This window comes from Pseudomonas lactucae (assembly GCF_036688725.1).
Lineage (GTDB): Bacteria > Pseudomonadota > Gammaproteobacteria > Pseudomonadales > Pseudomonadaceae > Aquipseudomonas > Aquipseudomonas lactucae.
Genome location: NZ_JAQQPT010000022.1, coordinates 1 through 14,944 on the forward strand (window position 1 = coordinate 1; position 14,944 = coordinate 14,944).

The window sequence follows — 14,944 nt, forward strand, 5'->3', positions numbered from 1 at the left end:
GGGTGGACGAAGGGGATCGAACCCTCGACAACGGGAGTCACAATCCCGTGCTCTACCAACTGAGCTACGCCCACCATCTAGCGCTACTTGTGCCAAAGCTGCCTAATGGCGCACCCGGCAGGACTCGAACCTGCGACCATCCGCTTAGAAGGCGGATGCTCTATCCAGCTGAGCTACGGGCGCCTTATTAATCTGTACTCTTTGAGGATTACAAACTAAGTGCTTTCCAGCCTTGCAAAATAACCATTCTGCTCGACCTTCTTAACCAGTGCTAGGCTGTGCCCGACAAGTGCGACGAATAGTATAGAGGGCCTCGAAACCCGTCAAATCTTTTTTGAAAAAAATTCATTTTATTTAAGGGGTTAGGCCAATTTGCAGACCAAGCGCCTTTGCCCTCACGTCATGGCGTGCGAGAATGCGCGCACTTTTCTTCCCCCTCTCGATGGTTAATCACGCGTAATGACTGCACAACTTATCGACGGCAAATCAATCGCCGCCAGCCTGCGCCAGCAGATCGCCAAACGAGTCACCGAGCGCAGCCAGCAAGGCCTGCGCACGCCTGGCCTCGCGGTGATCCTGGTCGGCAGCGATCCTGCCTCTCAGGTTTATGTCTCGCACAAGCGTAAAGACTGTGAAGAGGTTGGCTTTATTTCCAAGGCCTACGACTTGCCTGCCGACACCACCCAGCAGGCCCTGGCCGACCTGATCGACAGCCTCAATGATGATCCGGCGATGGACGGTATCCTCCTGCAACTGCCGCTGCCCGAGCACCTGGACGCGTCCAAGCTGCTGGAGCGCATCCGCCCGGACAAAGACGTCGACGGCTTCCACCCCTACAACGTCGGTCGTCTGGCCCAGCGTATTCCGCTGCTGCGCCCCTGCACGCCGAAAGGCATCATGACCCTGCTGGAAAGCACCGGTGTCGACCTGTACGGCCTAGACGCCGTGATCGTCGGCGCGTCCAACATCGTCGGTCGCCCGATGGCCATGGAACTGCTGCTGGCCGGCTGCACCGTGACCGTCACCCACCGTTTCACCAAGGATCTGGCCGGCCACGTCGGCCGCGCCGACCTGGTGGTGGTAGCAGCCGGCAAGCCGGGCCTGGTCAAGGGTGAATGGATCAAGGACGGCGCCATCGTCATCGACGTGGGCATCAACCGTCAGGCAGACGGCAAGCTGGTTGGCGATGTGGTGTACGAAACCGCCCTGCCCCGCGCCGGCTGGATCACTCCGGTGCCGGGCGGCGTTGGCCCGATGACCCGTGCCTGCCTGCTGGAAAACACGCTGTACGCCGCAGAGACTCTGCACGGTTAATAACCAGGCGTACTTAAAAAGCCCTGCCTTAGCGCAGGGCTTTTTATTGCCCGCCAGAAACTTGTTTTTTCTTAGTTTTTAAGCACTTTCGTCTGGATATAGAAGAACATTCGACAGTTTCTGATCCATACTCCTAAAATGTAACGTCATTTTTCACAAAATCCGTTTTCCAACGGTATTCATTACTTTTTTAGCGAGTTCATCCGCGTGAAAATTCGTCTTTCCATTGTCAGCCTGTTTTTTGCGTTCACCGGCACCTTTGCGCACGCCGCCGAATCCACCCTGGCGCCGCGTGATCCCTCCAAGCTGCAAATCGCGTCCGGCAGCGCCATGCTGGTCGACCTGCAGACCAACAAAGTCATCTACGCCAGCAACCCCGACGTGGTGGTGCCGATTGCATCGGTGAGCAAATTGATGACCGGCCTTATCGTGCTTGAGGCCAAGCAGAACATGGATGAGTACATCGACATCAACATCACCGACACCCCAGAGATGAAAGGTGTGTTCTCCCGCGTGAAAATCGGCAGCCAGATGCCGCGCAAGGAAATGCTGCTGATCGCCCTGATGTCCTCGGAAAACCGCGCCGCCGCGAGCCTGGCGCACCACTATCCAGGCGGCTACGCAGCGTTCATCGCAGCCATGAACGCCAAGGCCAAGGCCCTGGGCATGACCAGCACCCACTACGTCGAGCCTACCGGCCTGTCGATTCATAACGTGTCGACCGCCCGCGACCTGAGCAAGCTGCTGGCCTATGCACGCAAGTTTCCGATGCTCAGCCAACTGAGCACCACCAAGGAAAAGACCGTTTCGTTCCGCAAACCCAATTACACCCTGGGTTTCTCCAACACCGATCACCTGATCAACCGCGCCAACTGGGACATCAAGCTGACCAAGACCGGCTTTACCAACCAGGCCGGCCATTGCCTGGTGCTGGTGACCAGCATGGGTAATCGCCCGGTGTCGCTGGTGATCCTCGATGCGTTCGGCAAGTTCACCCACTTTGCCGATGCCAGCCGTATTCGCAGCTGGGTCGAAACCGGCAAGGGCGGTTCGGTGCCGGATGTGGCATTGCGCTACAAGGCCGACAAGAACCTTAAAAGCCGTCCGAATACAGCGGAAGTTCGTCGCTGACCGACACACCTATTGAACCCAACAGGTCCAATGTCAGCGGGAGGGAGCTTGCTCCCTCCCATATTCTCATTTGTGTTCCGCCAGCACCTTGAGCGCCTGCGCCGCCGCCCGCTCCTGCCCGGCCTGGGCCGTCGCATTCGCCGCCTCGCGCCAGCGCTGCGCATCCACATTCGCCGGCAACTGGCTCGGCCGCTGGGTAAGAATCGCCCAGTGTCCGGCGCTCGCCCACTTCGATTCAAAGTCGCTGAAGCTCATCAACAAACGCCGGTCCATGCCCGAGCGCAACAGCACCGTGCTTTTCTGTTGGTTGAAACCCACCACGACCACGTAGCGCGCGTCAGACCACAGCCCACCGCCCAGACGCGCCATCACCGGATAACCCGCCGCCACTTGCGCCAGTACCGCCGTCAGTTTGGCGTCCAGCGGGTACACCATCAGCCCGTATTCACGCGCCAGCACCTGCATGTTGCGCTCCAGGTCCGCTTCGCCGCCCGGTAAACGCAGCGGTTTATCCAGCAAGCCCGGTGTCATCACAATGCCTTGTTGCGACAGCATGCTGGCCAAAGCCGTAGGACCGCTCTGATAAGCCTCGCTACGAAAGGTCGGCACGCCGTTGAGTTCGACGCGTTCAGGCAGGCCGGGCAGTTTCGAAGGGTGCCCGGAACAGGCGGCAAGCCCCAGGGTGCAGGCCAGCAATAGGGAAGTTGTAACGTTCGACCGTAACCGCAATTTTTTACTCTCTATGATCAACTGCCGGTAAGGGCCCTGATCATAGGACGCTCCGTCACGCGGGTATAGCCCAAAGCCATGGTTCGCCGTGCGGCATAGAGCAAACAAGTTGGACGAACACGACCATTGGTCAATAGCAGGCAACCGTCAGGTAGCTAGACTGTCCATTGAGAAGACTGTGTGTGCCCCGTGCGGGGCGAAAGGAGGCCCGAATGAGCCTTGTAACGACGATCATGATGTTGATCCTGGGCTGGCTGGCGGTCGCCGGCGCCATGTTGTGGGGGGTGTTGCGCATTACCCGTCGGCACCATCACCCCCACGTCAAATCCGCCAAGCCGCATAAGGCGACGGCGCACCATGCCTAGCCAGGCATGCAATTGAAGTCCTGCGTCGCCGCAACTTCCTTGCCGTGGCCATCCTTCAAGGTTGCGCGCACGGTGGTGCCCAAGCTGGATTCTTCCAGGGTGTAGTGCTCACCCGCCTTGAAGTGCTTGTACTCGACGCGGCCCTGGCAATCCTGCTGGTTGTCGTCACCGGGTTCCTCCTCAAACAACGTCACGTCCAACCGATGATCGCCCGGCGGCACTTCAAAGAAGCGCCCGTCATCCACGCGCTTGCCATCCAAGCGTTCGGCCATCAGGTCGTTCGGCGCTTCCTCCTTTAAACCAATCCAGGCTTCGCTCGGGTCCGCCTTGGGAATCGGGCCGGCGCACGCCGACAGCAGCAGGACGGCACCGAGTGCGGGAATCAACAACAAGGGTTTAAGTGACATGGCAGGGCTCCAAAAAGACGATGTGTCCGATGGGCGACAAGCTTGGCGAGCGGTCCTGTGTAGAACAAATGAATACCTATGAAACGTTCTTCAGCCTTGACCTAAATGTTCCTTCACCTGGCTGAAAGGTGCGTGTTAGGTGGGTCGGGCAAGACTGCCGGGGTTTGCAATCCTGCTTTTTCCGGAGATCACGCATGCTCGGGCTGGTAAAGACCGCACTGCAAAAGCCTTACACGTTTATCGTGCTGGCTATATTCATCTGCATCGTCGGGCCGATGGCGGCCCTGCGTACCCCCACTGACGTTTTCCCCGATATCGGCATCCCCGTGGTCGCCGTGGTGTGGCAGTACAACGGCCTGTCCCCGGATGCCATGGCCGGTCGGGTGATCTACACCTACGAACGCTCCCTGAGCACCACCGTCAACGACATCGAACACATCGAATCGCAATCGCTGCCCGGCATGGGCATCGTCAAGATCTTCTTCCAGCCCGGCGTGGACATCCGCACCGCCAACGCCCAAGTGACCGCCGTGTCACAAACCGTGCTCAAACAGATGCCGCCGGGCATCACGCCGCCGCTGATCCTCAACTACAGCGCGTCCACGGTACCGATCCTGCAAATGGCGTTTTCCAGCCCCAGCCTGTCGGAAGCCAAAATCCGCGACCTGGTGCAAAACAACATCCGCCTGCCCCTCAGCGCCCTGCCCGGCCTGGCCATGCCCACCCCCATGGGCGGCAAACAGCGCCAGATCACCCTCGACCTCGACCCCCAGGCGCTGGCCGCCAAAGGCTTGTCGGCACAAGACGTGGGTAATGCCCTGGCGTTGCAGAACCAGATCATCCCGGTGGGCACCGCCAAACTCGGCCCCAACGAATACACGATCCTGCTCAACAACAGCCCCAAGGCCATCGATGAGCTCAACGACCTGCCGATAAAAACCGTCGACGGCGCCCTGATCACGATCGGCCAAGTGGCCCATGTGCGTGACGGCTCACCGCCACAAACCAACATTGTGCGCGTCGATGGCCACCGCGCCGTGCTGATGCCGGCGTTGAAAAACGGCAGCATTTCCACCCTGTCGATCATCGACGGCATTCGCCAGATGCTGCCGCGCATCGACGAAACTCTGCCGCCATCGCTGAAGACCTCGCTGCTGGGCGATGCCTCGGTGTTCGTCAAGCAATCGGTGGGCAGCGTGGCCCAGGAAGGCATCATCGCCGCGCTGCTGACCAGTGCGATGATCCTGCTGTTCCTCGGCAGTTGGCGCTCCACCCTGATCATCGCCGCGTCGATTCCGCTGGCGGTGCTGTCGGCCATTGCACTGCTGGCGGCCACCGGGCAAACCCTCAACGTGATGACGCTCGGTGGGCTGGCGTTGGCCGTGGGGATCCTGGTGGATGACGCCACGGTGACGATCGAAAACATCAACTGGCACCTGGAACAAGGCAAGGCGGTGAAGACCGCAATCCTCGACGGCGCCGCGCAGATCGTCGGCCCGGCGTTCGTCTCGCTGCTGTGTATCTGCATCGTGTTCGTGCCGATGTTCCTCCTGCAAGGCATCGCCGGTTACCTGTTCCGGCCGATGGCGCTGGCGGTGATCTTTGCCATGGCCAGCTCGTTCGTTCTCTCGCGTACCTTGGTGCCGACGCTGGCGATGTTCCTGCTCAAGCCGCATATACCCGAGCAAGGCGCAGGTCATCACCCGGAAGATGCATTCATCAACCACCATGAGGGTGAGCAGCACAACAAACCGCGTAACCCCGCGCTGCAAGCGGTGCTGAATTTTCAGCAGGGCTTCGAGCGCCATTTCTCGAATATCCGCGATACCTATCACGGCCTGCTCACCCTGGCGCTGGGCCAGCGCCGCCGCTTTATCATCGGTTTCCTGGCCTGCGTCCTCGCCTCGTTCGTGTTGCTGCCGAGCCTGGGCCAGGACTTTTTCCCGGCCACTGACGCGGGCGCACTGGCCCTCCACGTTCGCCTGCCGCTGGGCACACGCATCGAAGAAAGCGCCGCCGCTTTCGACCGCATCGAAGCGCGGATTCGCGAGGTCATCCCCGCCGACGAGCTGGACACCATCGTCGACAACATCGGCATCCCGCTCAGCGGCATCGACATGGCCTACAGCAGCAGCGGGACTATCGGCCCGCAGGATGGCGACATCCAGGTCACGCTGAAAAAGGCTCATGCTCCGACAGCCGACTATGTGAAAAAACTGCGTGAAGCCCTGCCGCAAAGTTTCCCCGGCAGCCACTTCGCGTTCCTGCCCGCCGACATCAGCAGCCAGATCCTCAATTTCGGCGCACCGGCCCCGCTGGACGTGAAGATCTCCGGGCGCAACGACGCCGAAAACCGTGCGTACGCCGTCGAACTTGAACGCCGTCTGCAACACGTACCGGGCATCGCCGACCTGCGTATCCAGCAGTCCACCGGCTACCCGTCCCTGCAAGTGAATGTCGACCGCCTGCGCGCCGAAGGCCTGGGCATCACCGAGCGTGACGTGACCAACAGCATGGTGGCCTCGCTGGCCGGCAGCTCCCAGGTCGCACCGACGTTCTGGCTCAACCCGGCCAACGGCGTGTCCTATTCGATCGTCGCCGCCACCCCGCAATACCGCCTCGACAGCCTGCCGTCGCTGGAAGCCTTGCCGGTCACCGGCGCCGATGGCCAATCGCAGATCCTCGGCGGTGTGGCCAGCATCTCTCGGGTACAAAGCCCGGCGGTGGTTACCCACTACAACATCGAACCGACCCTGGACCTGTACGCCAACGTGCAAGGCCGCGACCTCGGCGGCGTGGCCCGCGACGTGCAAAAGGTGCTGGATGACACCGCGCACCTGCGCCCCAAAGGCGCGACGATCAGCCTGCACGGGCAGATCGATGCACTGCATGAAGCGTTCAGCGGCCTGAGCCTGGGCCTGCTCGGCGCGGTGGTGCTGATCTACCTGCTGATCGTGGTCAACTTCCAGTCGTGGGTCGACCCGTTCGTGATCATCACGGCATTGCCGGCCGCGCTGGCGGGGATCGTATGGATGCTGTTCCTCAGCGGTACCTCGTTGTCGGTGCCCGCCCTGACCGGCGCGATCCTGTGCATGGGCGTGGCCACCGCCAACTCGATCCTGGTGGTGAGCTTTTGCCGCGAACGCCTGGCCGAACATGGCGATGCGCTCAAGGCCGCGCTGGAAGCCGGCTACACGCGCTTTCGCCCGGTGTGCATGACCGCCCTGGCGATGATCATCGGCATGTTGCCGCTGGCCTTGTCCGAGGAACAAAACGCGCCGTTGGGTCGTGCGGTGATCGGTGGCCTCATCTTCGCCACCGTCGCCACCTTATTGTTTGTTCCCGTGGTCTTCAGCCTGGTCCACGGTCGTCACCCTACTCGCGCAGTTGTTGGAGAAACCCCACATGTCGTCTGATCACACCCCCTCGCGCAAGCGCCTGATGCTCCTGGGTATCGGTGGCCTGACCCTCGCCGCCCTGCTGGTCGCCAACGGCCTGCACGCCCGCACCTTGCACGAACAATCCGTCACTGCCTGGACCGAAACCGCAGCCGTGCCCCAGGTAATGGTATTCCAACCCAAACAGAACGCCGCCGGCGATACCCTGCGCTTGCCCGCGCACCTCGAGGCCTGGAGCAAGGCGCCGATTCATGCACGAGTCAGCGGCTACCTCAAGGATTGGAAAGTCGACATCGGCAGCCCGGTCAACGCCGGGCAAATCCTCGCCGAAATCGACAGCCCGGACCTGGACCAACAGCTTGCACAAACACATGCAAGGCTGGTGCAGGAACAGGACAATGCGCGCCTGGCGCAAACCACCGCCACGCGTTGGCAGAACCTGGTGGCCAGCCATTCGGTATCGCGCCAGGAAGCCGATGAAAAAACTTCCAACGCCGCAGCCGCCAAAGCCAACGCCGAAGCCGCCGCGGCCGACTTCGCGCGGCTCTCGGCACTGGAAAGCTACAAGACGATTCGTGCGCCGTTCGCCGGCACCATCACCGCGCGCAACACCGATATCGGTCAGTTGATCAAGGCCGATACCGACAGCGATCCGGAGCTGTTCAACATTGCCGACACCCACCAGTTGCGCCTGTACGTGCCGGTGCCGCAGAACTACGCGGCGGTGATCCACCCCGGCCTGGAAGCCGAGCTGACCGTGCCCGAACACCCCGGCGAGCATTTCAAGGCGCGCCTGATCGGCGACTCCACCGCCATCGACCGCCGCTCCGGCACACTGCTCGCGCAGTTCGTGGTCGACAACCCCAGCGGTGAGTTGCTGCCCGGTGATTACGCCGAAGCCACCCTGCCGATCCCCGCCGACACCCACGGCGTGAGCATTCCGGCCAGCGCCTTGATCTTCCGCGCCCAGGGCACCCAGGTTGCGGTGTTGGATGCGCAGAATCATGTGCACCTGCAAACCATCCACATCGGCCTGGACCTGGGCGAACGCCTGGTGATCGACCAAGGTTTGAAACCCGCCGACCGTATTGTCGACAACCCGCCCGACGCCCTGCGCGAAGGCGATCCGGTGCAACTGGCCGACGCCTCGGGAGGTGCGCATGCGCCCAAGGCTTAAACCTCTCGCGGCGCTAGTGCTGCTGGCGCTGCAAGGCTGCTCGATGGCGCCGGCCTATACAGCGCCGTCGGTTGAACTGCCCGCGAGCTATCGCGAACAGACCAGCGATGGGCCATGGCACAGCTCGCAACCGTCCGACTCACTGGCGCCCGCATGGTGGACGCTCTACAACGATTCACGTCTCGACAGCCTGCAACAGCAATTGCTCAAGGCCAACCCGGACTTGGCGGCGGCACTCGCGCACTTCGACGCCTCACAGGCCTACGCCAGCCAGCTGCATGCAGGGTTGTTCGCGCAAATCACCGCCAGCGCGCAGCCACTGCGCCAGCGCCAATCGGACTCGCGGCCGTTGCGCGGCACCACCCAGCCGTCGGTGTACAACAGCAACACCGCCGGTTTTTCATTGAGTTACGACCTGGACCTGTGGGGCAAAATCCGCAACCAGGTGGCGGCCGGCGATGCCCAGGCGCAAGCGAGCGCCGATGACCTGGCGGTGGCGCGCTTGAGCCTGCAACACCAATTGGCGAGTTTGTATGTGCAGCTCAATGGGTTGGACGCGCAGAGCCGAATCCTGAGCCGTTCGCTGGAGGATTTCAGCCAGGCGTTGCAACTGACCCGTAGTCGGTACGAGGGCCAGATCGCGTCGGAACTGGACCTGACCCGTGCACAAAATCAACTGGCCGAAGCCAAGGCGCAGCTGGATGAAGTGCAGGGGCAACGCAACCTCACCGAACACGCCATCGGCGAATTGGTGGGCGTGGCGGTCAGTGATTTTTCATTGCCGCCAAGCCAGGGGTTGATGGTGTTGCCGGGCATTCCTTCACAACTGCCAAGCCAGCTGCTGCAACGTCGCCCGGATATCGCAGCGGCGGAGCGACGCGTGTTTGCCGCCAACGCCACGATCGGCGTGGCCAAGGCCGCATGGTTCCCGGATTTCAGCTTGACCGGCTTGATCGGCGGGCAGACGCAGGGCGTGGGCAACCTGCTGTCCGCCGGCAATCGGTACTGGGCGCTGGGGCCGCTGATGAATCTGCCGATCTTCGACGGCGGGCGCCTGAGCGCCAATGAACGCCAGGCCAGGGCCGAGTTTGAAGAAGCGTCGGCGCAGTACCGCAGCCAGGTGTTGAAGGCCGTGCGCGAGGTGGAAGACAACCTGGCGCAACTGCGCGATTTGCAGCAGGAAGCACAGGACGAGCAAGCAGCGGCGGATGCGGCGCAGCACACCCAGGCATTGGCGATGAACAGCTATCAAGCGGGCGCAGTGAGCTACCTGGACGTGGTGACGGCGCAGACGGCGGCATTACAGGCGCAGAGGACACTGCAGGCGGTGCAGACGCGGCAGTTGCAGGCGAGTGTGGGGTTGATCACCGCACTCGGCGGCGGCTGGCAGCCGGGGGCCTGACATCTAACGACGCTGTGATTGAAACACCGCCATCGGGGGCAAGCCCCCTGTGCCAGACACACCTTGCATGAACACCGCTGATCCAGTGTGGGAGGGGCTTGCTCCCTCCCACATTTTTACTGCATTTCAGGCCGCGAGTTTGCCGCTGGCGATGGCTGCCGATGCAGCAACCATCGCACGCAACAACACCGCGCACCCCGCCGCCAGGTCATCCGGGTTGGCATTCTCGATTTCGTTATGGCTGATGCCGCCTTCACACGGCACGAAAATCATCCCCGCCGGGCCCAGCTCGGCGACGAAGATCGCGTCGTGCCCCGCCCCGCTGACGATGTCCATGTTCGACAAGCCCAAGCCATTCGCTGCATTCCGCACGGCGTCCACGCAGCCTTTGTCGAAGTAAAGCGGCGGAAAATCGGCGGTGGGTTCCATCTCGAAGCTCAACCCATGCTTGGCACAGGTGTCGTCGATCACCTTGCGCACCTGGGCGATCATCGAATCCAACCGCGCCGGTTCCAGGTGACGGAAATCCAGGGTCATGCGCACCTCACCGGGAATCACATTGCGTGAACCGGGGTACGCCTGCAGGCAACCGACCGTGCCGCACGCATGGGGCTGATGCCCCAACGCCGCCGCATTCACTGCCGCAACCACCGCCGCCGCGCCTACCAGGGCGTCCTTGCGCAAGTGCATCGGCGTCGGCCCGGCATGGGCTTCGACGCCGCGCAGTTTCAGGTCGAACCATTTTTGCCCGAGCGCGCCGAGCACCACGCCGATGGTTTTTTTCTCATCCTCAAGAATCGGCCCTTGTTCGATATGCGCTTCGAAATACGCACCGACTTTATGCCCACTGACAGGCCGCGTCCCCGCATAGCCAATCGCATTCAGTGCCTCACCCACGCTGACACCGTCCACATCCCTCTTGGCCAAGGTGTCCGCCAATGTGAATTTCTCGGCAAATACCCCTGATCCCATCATGCACGGCGGAAAACGCGACCCCTCTTCGTTGGTCCACACCACCACTTCCAATGGCGCCTCGGTTTCGATCTTAAGATCATTCAGGGTGCGCAGCACTTCCACGCCGGCCAGTACACCAAAACACCCGTCGAACTTGCCGCCGGTGGGCTGGGTGTCGATATGGCTGCCGGTCATCACCGGCGGCAGATCGGGATTGCGCCCCGGACGGCGCGCAAAAATATTGCCGATGCCATCCACCGTCACGGTGCAGCCGGCCGCCTCGCACCACTGCACAAACAGATCGCGGGCCTTGCGGTCCAGATCGGTGAGCGCCAGGCGGCACACACCGCCCTTGGGCGTGGCACCGAGTGTGGCCAGGTCCATCAGCGACTGCCACAAGCGGTCGCGGTTGACGTGCGGGTGGCTCGATTGCAGAACGTCGAGGGCAGCGTTCATGGGGGATCTCCTCAGGCTACATTTTTTATGGATAGACTTCGATTCCACTTTTTTACAACGGCGATTTGGCGGCGACCGGACTGACTCCACGCTTGGCATTCAACCCGTAATACAACACCCCACCCAACGCCGAACCGGTAAACCAGCCATAGCTGTAGAACCAACTGAACACATCGCTGCCCAGCGACAGCAAGGTCAGCACCACCGGCACGCCAAAGGCGATAAAGCCCGTCCAGTTCCACGCCGGGTACACGTCGTCGCGGTAAAGACCGGCCAGGTCCAGTTGCTGTTTGCGGGTGATGAAGTAGTCCACCACCATGATCCCGGCAATCGGTCCCAGCAGGCTCGAATAGCCCAGCAACCAATTGGAATACACCGTCTCCAGGCTCACATCGGAGACGATCAGCCCGAGTTTTTTCAGCAGTTCATGCCCCATCAACACCAGCCCCACCAACCCGGTGAGGATCACCGCCGTGGTGCGGTTGATCAGCTTGGGCGCGATGTTCTGGAAGTCGTTGGTGGGCGAGACGATGTTCGCTGCCGTGTTGGTGGACAACGTGGCCACAATGATCAGCGCCATGGCCACGGCCACCCATACCGGGCTCTGGATATGCCCGATCAGGGTCACCGGGTCGGACACGCTCACGCCCACCAGTTTCACCGACGCGGCGGTCATTACCACGCCGAGGGCGGCGAACAGGAACATGGTCAGCGGCAAGCCGAAAATCTGCCCGAGGATCTGGTCCTTCTGGCTTTTGGCGTAACGGCTGAAGTCGGGAATGTTCAGCGACAGGGTGGCCCAGAACCCCACCATTGCGGTAAGGCCGGCCATGAAGTAACCGGTGAGGCTCGCGCCTTCGGGACGCTTGGGCGGGATCGCCATCAGTTCGCTGAGCGACACACTGGGCATCGCCCACACCAACAGGCCAATGCCCACCGCCACCAGCAACGGCGCCGACAGGGTTTCCAAGCGCTTGATCGATTCGGCGCCACGCAGCACCACCCACAAATTGAGCGTCCAGAAAATCATGAAACCGATCACTTCCCCGGTACCGCCAAGGGCCTTCCATCCCTCGAAAATCGACCCAAGGAACAGGTGAATCGCCAGCCCGCCAAACATCGTCTGGATGCCAAACCAGCCACACGCCACCAGCGCCCGAATCAAACACGGCACGTTGGAGCCGAGAATGCCGAACGATGAACGCAACAACACCGGAAATGGAATGCCGTACTTGGTGCCCGGGAAGGCGTTGAGTGTCAGCGGGATCAGCACGACGATATTGGCCAGCAAGATCGCCATCAGCGCCTCGCCCACCGACAACCCGAAATACGCAGTGAGCACCCCGCCCAGCGTGTACGTCGGCACGCAGATCGACATGCCAACCCACAGCGCGGTGATGTGCCACTTGTTCCAGGTGCGTTCGTGCACCTTGGTCGGTGCCATGTCGTGGTTGTAGCGAGGGCTGTCGAGGACGTCGGGGCCGGCGTCGAGTTCGTACAGGCCGTTGCGTTCAATGACTTGCGATCTGTTCTGTTGCATGGCTGCTCCACGGTTTTTTCGAATTATTTTTTGCTCACCTGCGGGGTTAACGCAGCTGGCCGGAGTACCTCGTAAACAACATGACATCACGGGACCGGCCAGTCGGCATCGCACTCAATAACCGTGCCGAAAACCACCAGCGCACCCGCACCGCTTATATAACGTGCTGATATCCATCAGCTTTCCGATCACACCTTGGGAACTTGCAACGTCACTCAGGCTGGATGACGTGGAAGTTGCCCGAACTGTCAGGACTCAATCTGGTGCAACACAATTATTTTTATTTCCTACTGCCGTCAAGCGGCATATCTCAAGCACCTGATTTGCAATAAGAAATGTTGCTCATATTGGGAACCTGTCAAGTGCGTCAAAATGGTGAACGCACGCCGCATTTTGGTGATTTTTATTTTTTATGTTTATAAATCAATAAGTTAATACATGAATAAGCTTATAAAAAATCTTCTTGCCCAATCTAAAAACTCGGGCTAGTTTCTATTCCTGTCACCGATGACAGGAATTAATCCACTCATCGGCAAGCCACATCAAAACACTTAGAACTGGCATAAGCCGGTCAAGCCTGTGAGGAACTCGACATGTCGCTGTTGATCCGTGGCGCCACCGTTATTACCCATGATGAAAGTTACCGCGCCGATGTTTTATGCGCGGGCGGTCTGATTCGCGCCATCGGCACGGACCTGGATATTCCCGCCGGCACCGAAGTACTCGATGGCAGCGGCCAATACCTGATGCCCGGCGGCATCGACCCCCATACCCACATGCAACTGCCCTTCATGGGCACCGTGGCCAGCGAAGACTTTTTCAGTGGCACGGCGGCGGGTTTGGCGGGGGGCACCACCTCGATCATCGACTTCGTGATTCCCAACCCGCAGCAATCGCTGATGGAAGCCTTTCACCAATGGCGTGGCTGGGCCGAAAAGTCCGCGGCCGACTACGGCTTTCACGTGGCGATCACCTGGTGGAGCGAGCAAGTGCGCGAGGAAATGGCCGAGCTGGTCAGCCATCACGGCGTCAACAGTTTCAAGCATTTCATGGCCTACAAGAACGCGATCATGGCGGCGGACGACACCCTGGTCGCCAGCTTCGAACGCTGCCTGGAACTGGGCGCGGTGCCCACCGTGCATGCGGAAAACGGCGAGCTGGTGTACCACCTGCAACGCAAGCTGATGGCCCAGGGCATCACCGGGCCGGAAGCGCATCCGCTGTCGCGCCCGTCCCAGGTAGAAGGCGAAGCAGCCAGCCGCGCGATCCGTATCGCCGAGACCCTCGGCACACCGTTGTACCTGGTGCATGTGTCCACCAAAGAGGCGCTGGATGAGATCACCTACGCCCGCGCCAAGGGCCAGCCGGTGTACGGCGAAGTGCTCGCCGGCCACCTGCTGCTGGACGACAGCGTCTACCAGCACCCCGACTGGCAAACCGCCGCCGGCTACGTGATGAGCCCACCGTTCCGCCCGCGCGGGCACCAGGAGGCGCTGTGGCATGGCCTGCAAGCGGGCAACCTGCACACCACCGCCACCGACCACTGCTGCTTCTGCGCCGAGCAAAAAGCCGCCGGGCGTGACGATTTCAGCAAGATCCCCAACGGCACCGCCGGTATCGAAGACCGCATGGCGCTGCTGTGGCACGAAGGGGTCAACAGCGGGCGTCTGTCGATGCAGGAATTCGTCGCACTCACCTCCACCAATACCGCGAAAATCTTCAACCTCTACCCACGCAAAGGCGCCATCCGCGTGGGGGCCGATGCCGACCTGGTGCTGTGGGACCCCGAAGGTACGCGGACCATCTCCGCCAAGACCCACCACCAGCAAGTCGATTTCAACATCTTCGAAGGCAAGACCGTGCGCGGCGTACCCAGCCATACCATCAGCCAGGGCAAACTCGTGTGGGCCGACGGCGACCTGCGCGCCGAGCACGGGGCCGGGCGCTATGTGGAGCGGCCGGCGTACCCGCCGGTGTTCGAGCAGTTGAGCAAGCGGGCGGAGCATTCCAGGCCCACTGCGGTGAAACGATGAGACCGCTATCGGAAGCAATTACAGGCAACACAAAAACC

At 61.2% G+C, this 14,944-nt stretch carries 11 protein-coding genes and 2 tRNA genes; 7 read left to right on the forward strand and 6 right to left on the reverse strand.

Translation table 11 applies throughout. The features are described from left to right. Position 1 precedes the first annotated feature (1 nt). Both V6M90_RS23265 and V6M90_RS23270 read right to left on the reverse strand, forming a co-directional pair. Positions 2-74, reverse strand: a tRNA-His gene (locus V6M90_RS23265). Between the two features lie 32 nt (positions 75-106). After that, positions 107-183: transfer RNA gene (locus V6M90_RS23270), tRNA-Arg, on the reverse strand. Positions 184-459: 276 nt separating this feature from the next. Between V6M90_RS23270 and folD the strand changes: the two genes are divergently transcribed. Together folD and pbpG are read left to right on the forward strand one after the other, a co-directional pair. Further along, positions 460-1,314 (forward strand): bifunctional methylenetetrahydrofolate dehydrogenase/methenyltetrahydrofolate cyclohydrolase FolD, encoded by an 855-nt coding sequence (gene folD, locus V6M90_RS23275; RefSeq protein WP_003174824.1) that lies wholly within the window; start codon positions 460-462, stop codon positions 1,312-1,314. 207 nt (positions 1,315-1,521) lie between these two features. After that, positions 1,522-2,445: a D-alanyl-D-alanine endopeptidase gene (pbpG, locus tag V6M90_RS23280; RefSeq protein ID WP_003174825.1), complete on the forward strand. Its 924-nt coding sequence runs from the start codon at positions 1,522-1,524 to the stop codon at positions 2,443-2,445. A gap of 66 nt (positions 2,446-2,511) precedes the next feature. Here the strand turns inward: pbpG and V6M90_RS23285 are convergent, their stop codons facing one another. Further along, positions 2,512-3,174, reverse strand: a complete 663-nt coding sequence (locus tag V6M90_RS23285; RefSeq protein WP_003174826.1) for a peptidase C39 family protein — start codon at positions 3,172-3,174, stop codon at positions 2,512-2,514. Positions 3,175-3,386: 212 nt separating this feature from the next. Here V6M90_RS23285 and V6M90_RS23290 point away from each other — a divergent pair, with 212 nt between their 5' ends. Further along, the gene (locus tag V6M90_RS23290; RefSeq protein ID WP_003174827.1) at positions 3,387-3,539 is read left to right on the forward strand and encodes a hypothetical protein; all 153 of its coding nucleotides are present in this window, start codon (positions 3,387-3,389) and stop codon (positions 3,537-3,539) included. Here V6M90_RS23290 and V6M90_RS23295 read toward each other — a convergent pair. Next, positions 3,536-3,946, reverse strand: coding sequence for a PA0061/PA0062 family lipoprotein (locus V6M90_RS23295; protein ID WP_003174828.1), 411 nt, complete (start codon positions 3,944-3,946; stop codon positions 3,536-3,538). The two genes, V6M90_RS23290 and V6M90_RS23295, sit on opposite strands and share 4 nt — an antisense overlap. A gap of 194 nt (positions 3,947-4,140) precedes the next feature. Here V6M90_RS23295 and V6M90_RS23300 point away from each other — a divergent pair, with 194 nt between their 5' ends. The 3 genes from V6M90_RS23300 to V6M90_RS23310 are packed head-to-tail and all read left to right on the forward strand — an operon-like array spanning position 4,141 to position 9,923. After that, positions 4,141-7,362 carry an efflux RND transporter permease subunit gene (locus tag V6M90_RS23300; protein ID WP_141064867.1) on the forward strand — a complete coding sequence of 1,074 codons (3,222 nt, stop codon included), beginning with the start codon at positions 4,141-4,143 and terminating at the stop codon, positions 7,360-7,362. Next, positions 7,352-8,521 carry an efflux RND transporter periplasmic adaptor subunit gene (locus V6M90_RS23305; RefSeq protein WP_332847199.1) on the forward strand — a complete coding sequence of 390 codons (1,170 nt, stop codon included), beginning with the start codon at positions 7,352-7,354 and terminating at the stop codon, positions 8,519-8,521. Before V6M90_RS23300 ends, V6M90_RS23305 begins: the two co-directional genes overlap by 11 nt. Continuing rightward, positions 8,505-9,923 carry an efflux transporter outer membrane subunit gene (locus V6M90_RS23310; RefSeq protein ID WP_332847200.1) on the forward strand — a complete coding sequence of 473 codons (1,419 nt, stop codon included), beginning with the start codon at positions 8,505-8,507 and terminating at the stop codon, positions 9,921-9,923. The genes V6M90_RS23305 and V6M90_RS23310 overlap by 17 nt, the downstream gene beginning before the upstream one ends. Before the next feature lie 126 nt (positions 9,924-10,049). Here V6M90_RS23310 and V6M90_RS23315 read toward each other — a convergent pair whose 3' ends face one another. After that, positions 10,050-11,333 (reverse strand): Zn-dependent hydrolase, encoded by a 1,284-nt coding sequence (locus V6M90_RS23315; protein ID WP_003174832.1) that lies wholly within the window; start codon positions 11,331-11,333, stop codon positions 10,050-10,052. 52 nt (positions 11,334-11,385) lie between these two features. Further along, complete coding sequence (locus tag V6M90_RS23320; RefSeq protein WP_141064864.1) at positions 11,386-12,873, reverse strand: NCS1 family nucleobase:cation symporter-1; 1,488 nt, start codon at positions 12,871-12,873, stop codon at positions 11,386-11,388. A gap of 593 nt (positions 12,874-13,466) precedes the next feature. Between V6M90_RS23320 and hydA the strand changes: the two genes are divergently transcribed. Next, the gene (gene hydA / locus V6M90_RS23325; protein ID WP_332847201.1) at positions 13,467-14,906 is read left to right on the forward strand and encodes a dihydropyrimidinase; all 1,440 of its coding nucleotides are present in this window, start codon (positions 13,467-13,469) and stop codon (positions 14,904-14,906) included. The last annotated feature ends 38 nt before the right edge of the window (positions 14,907-14,944 follow it).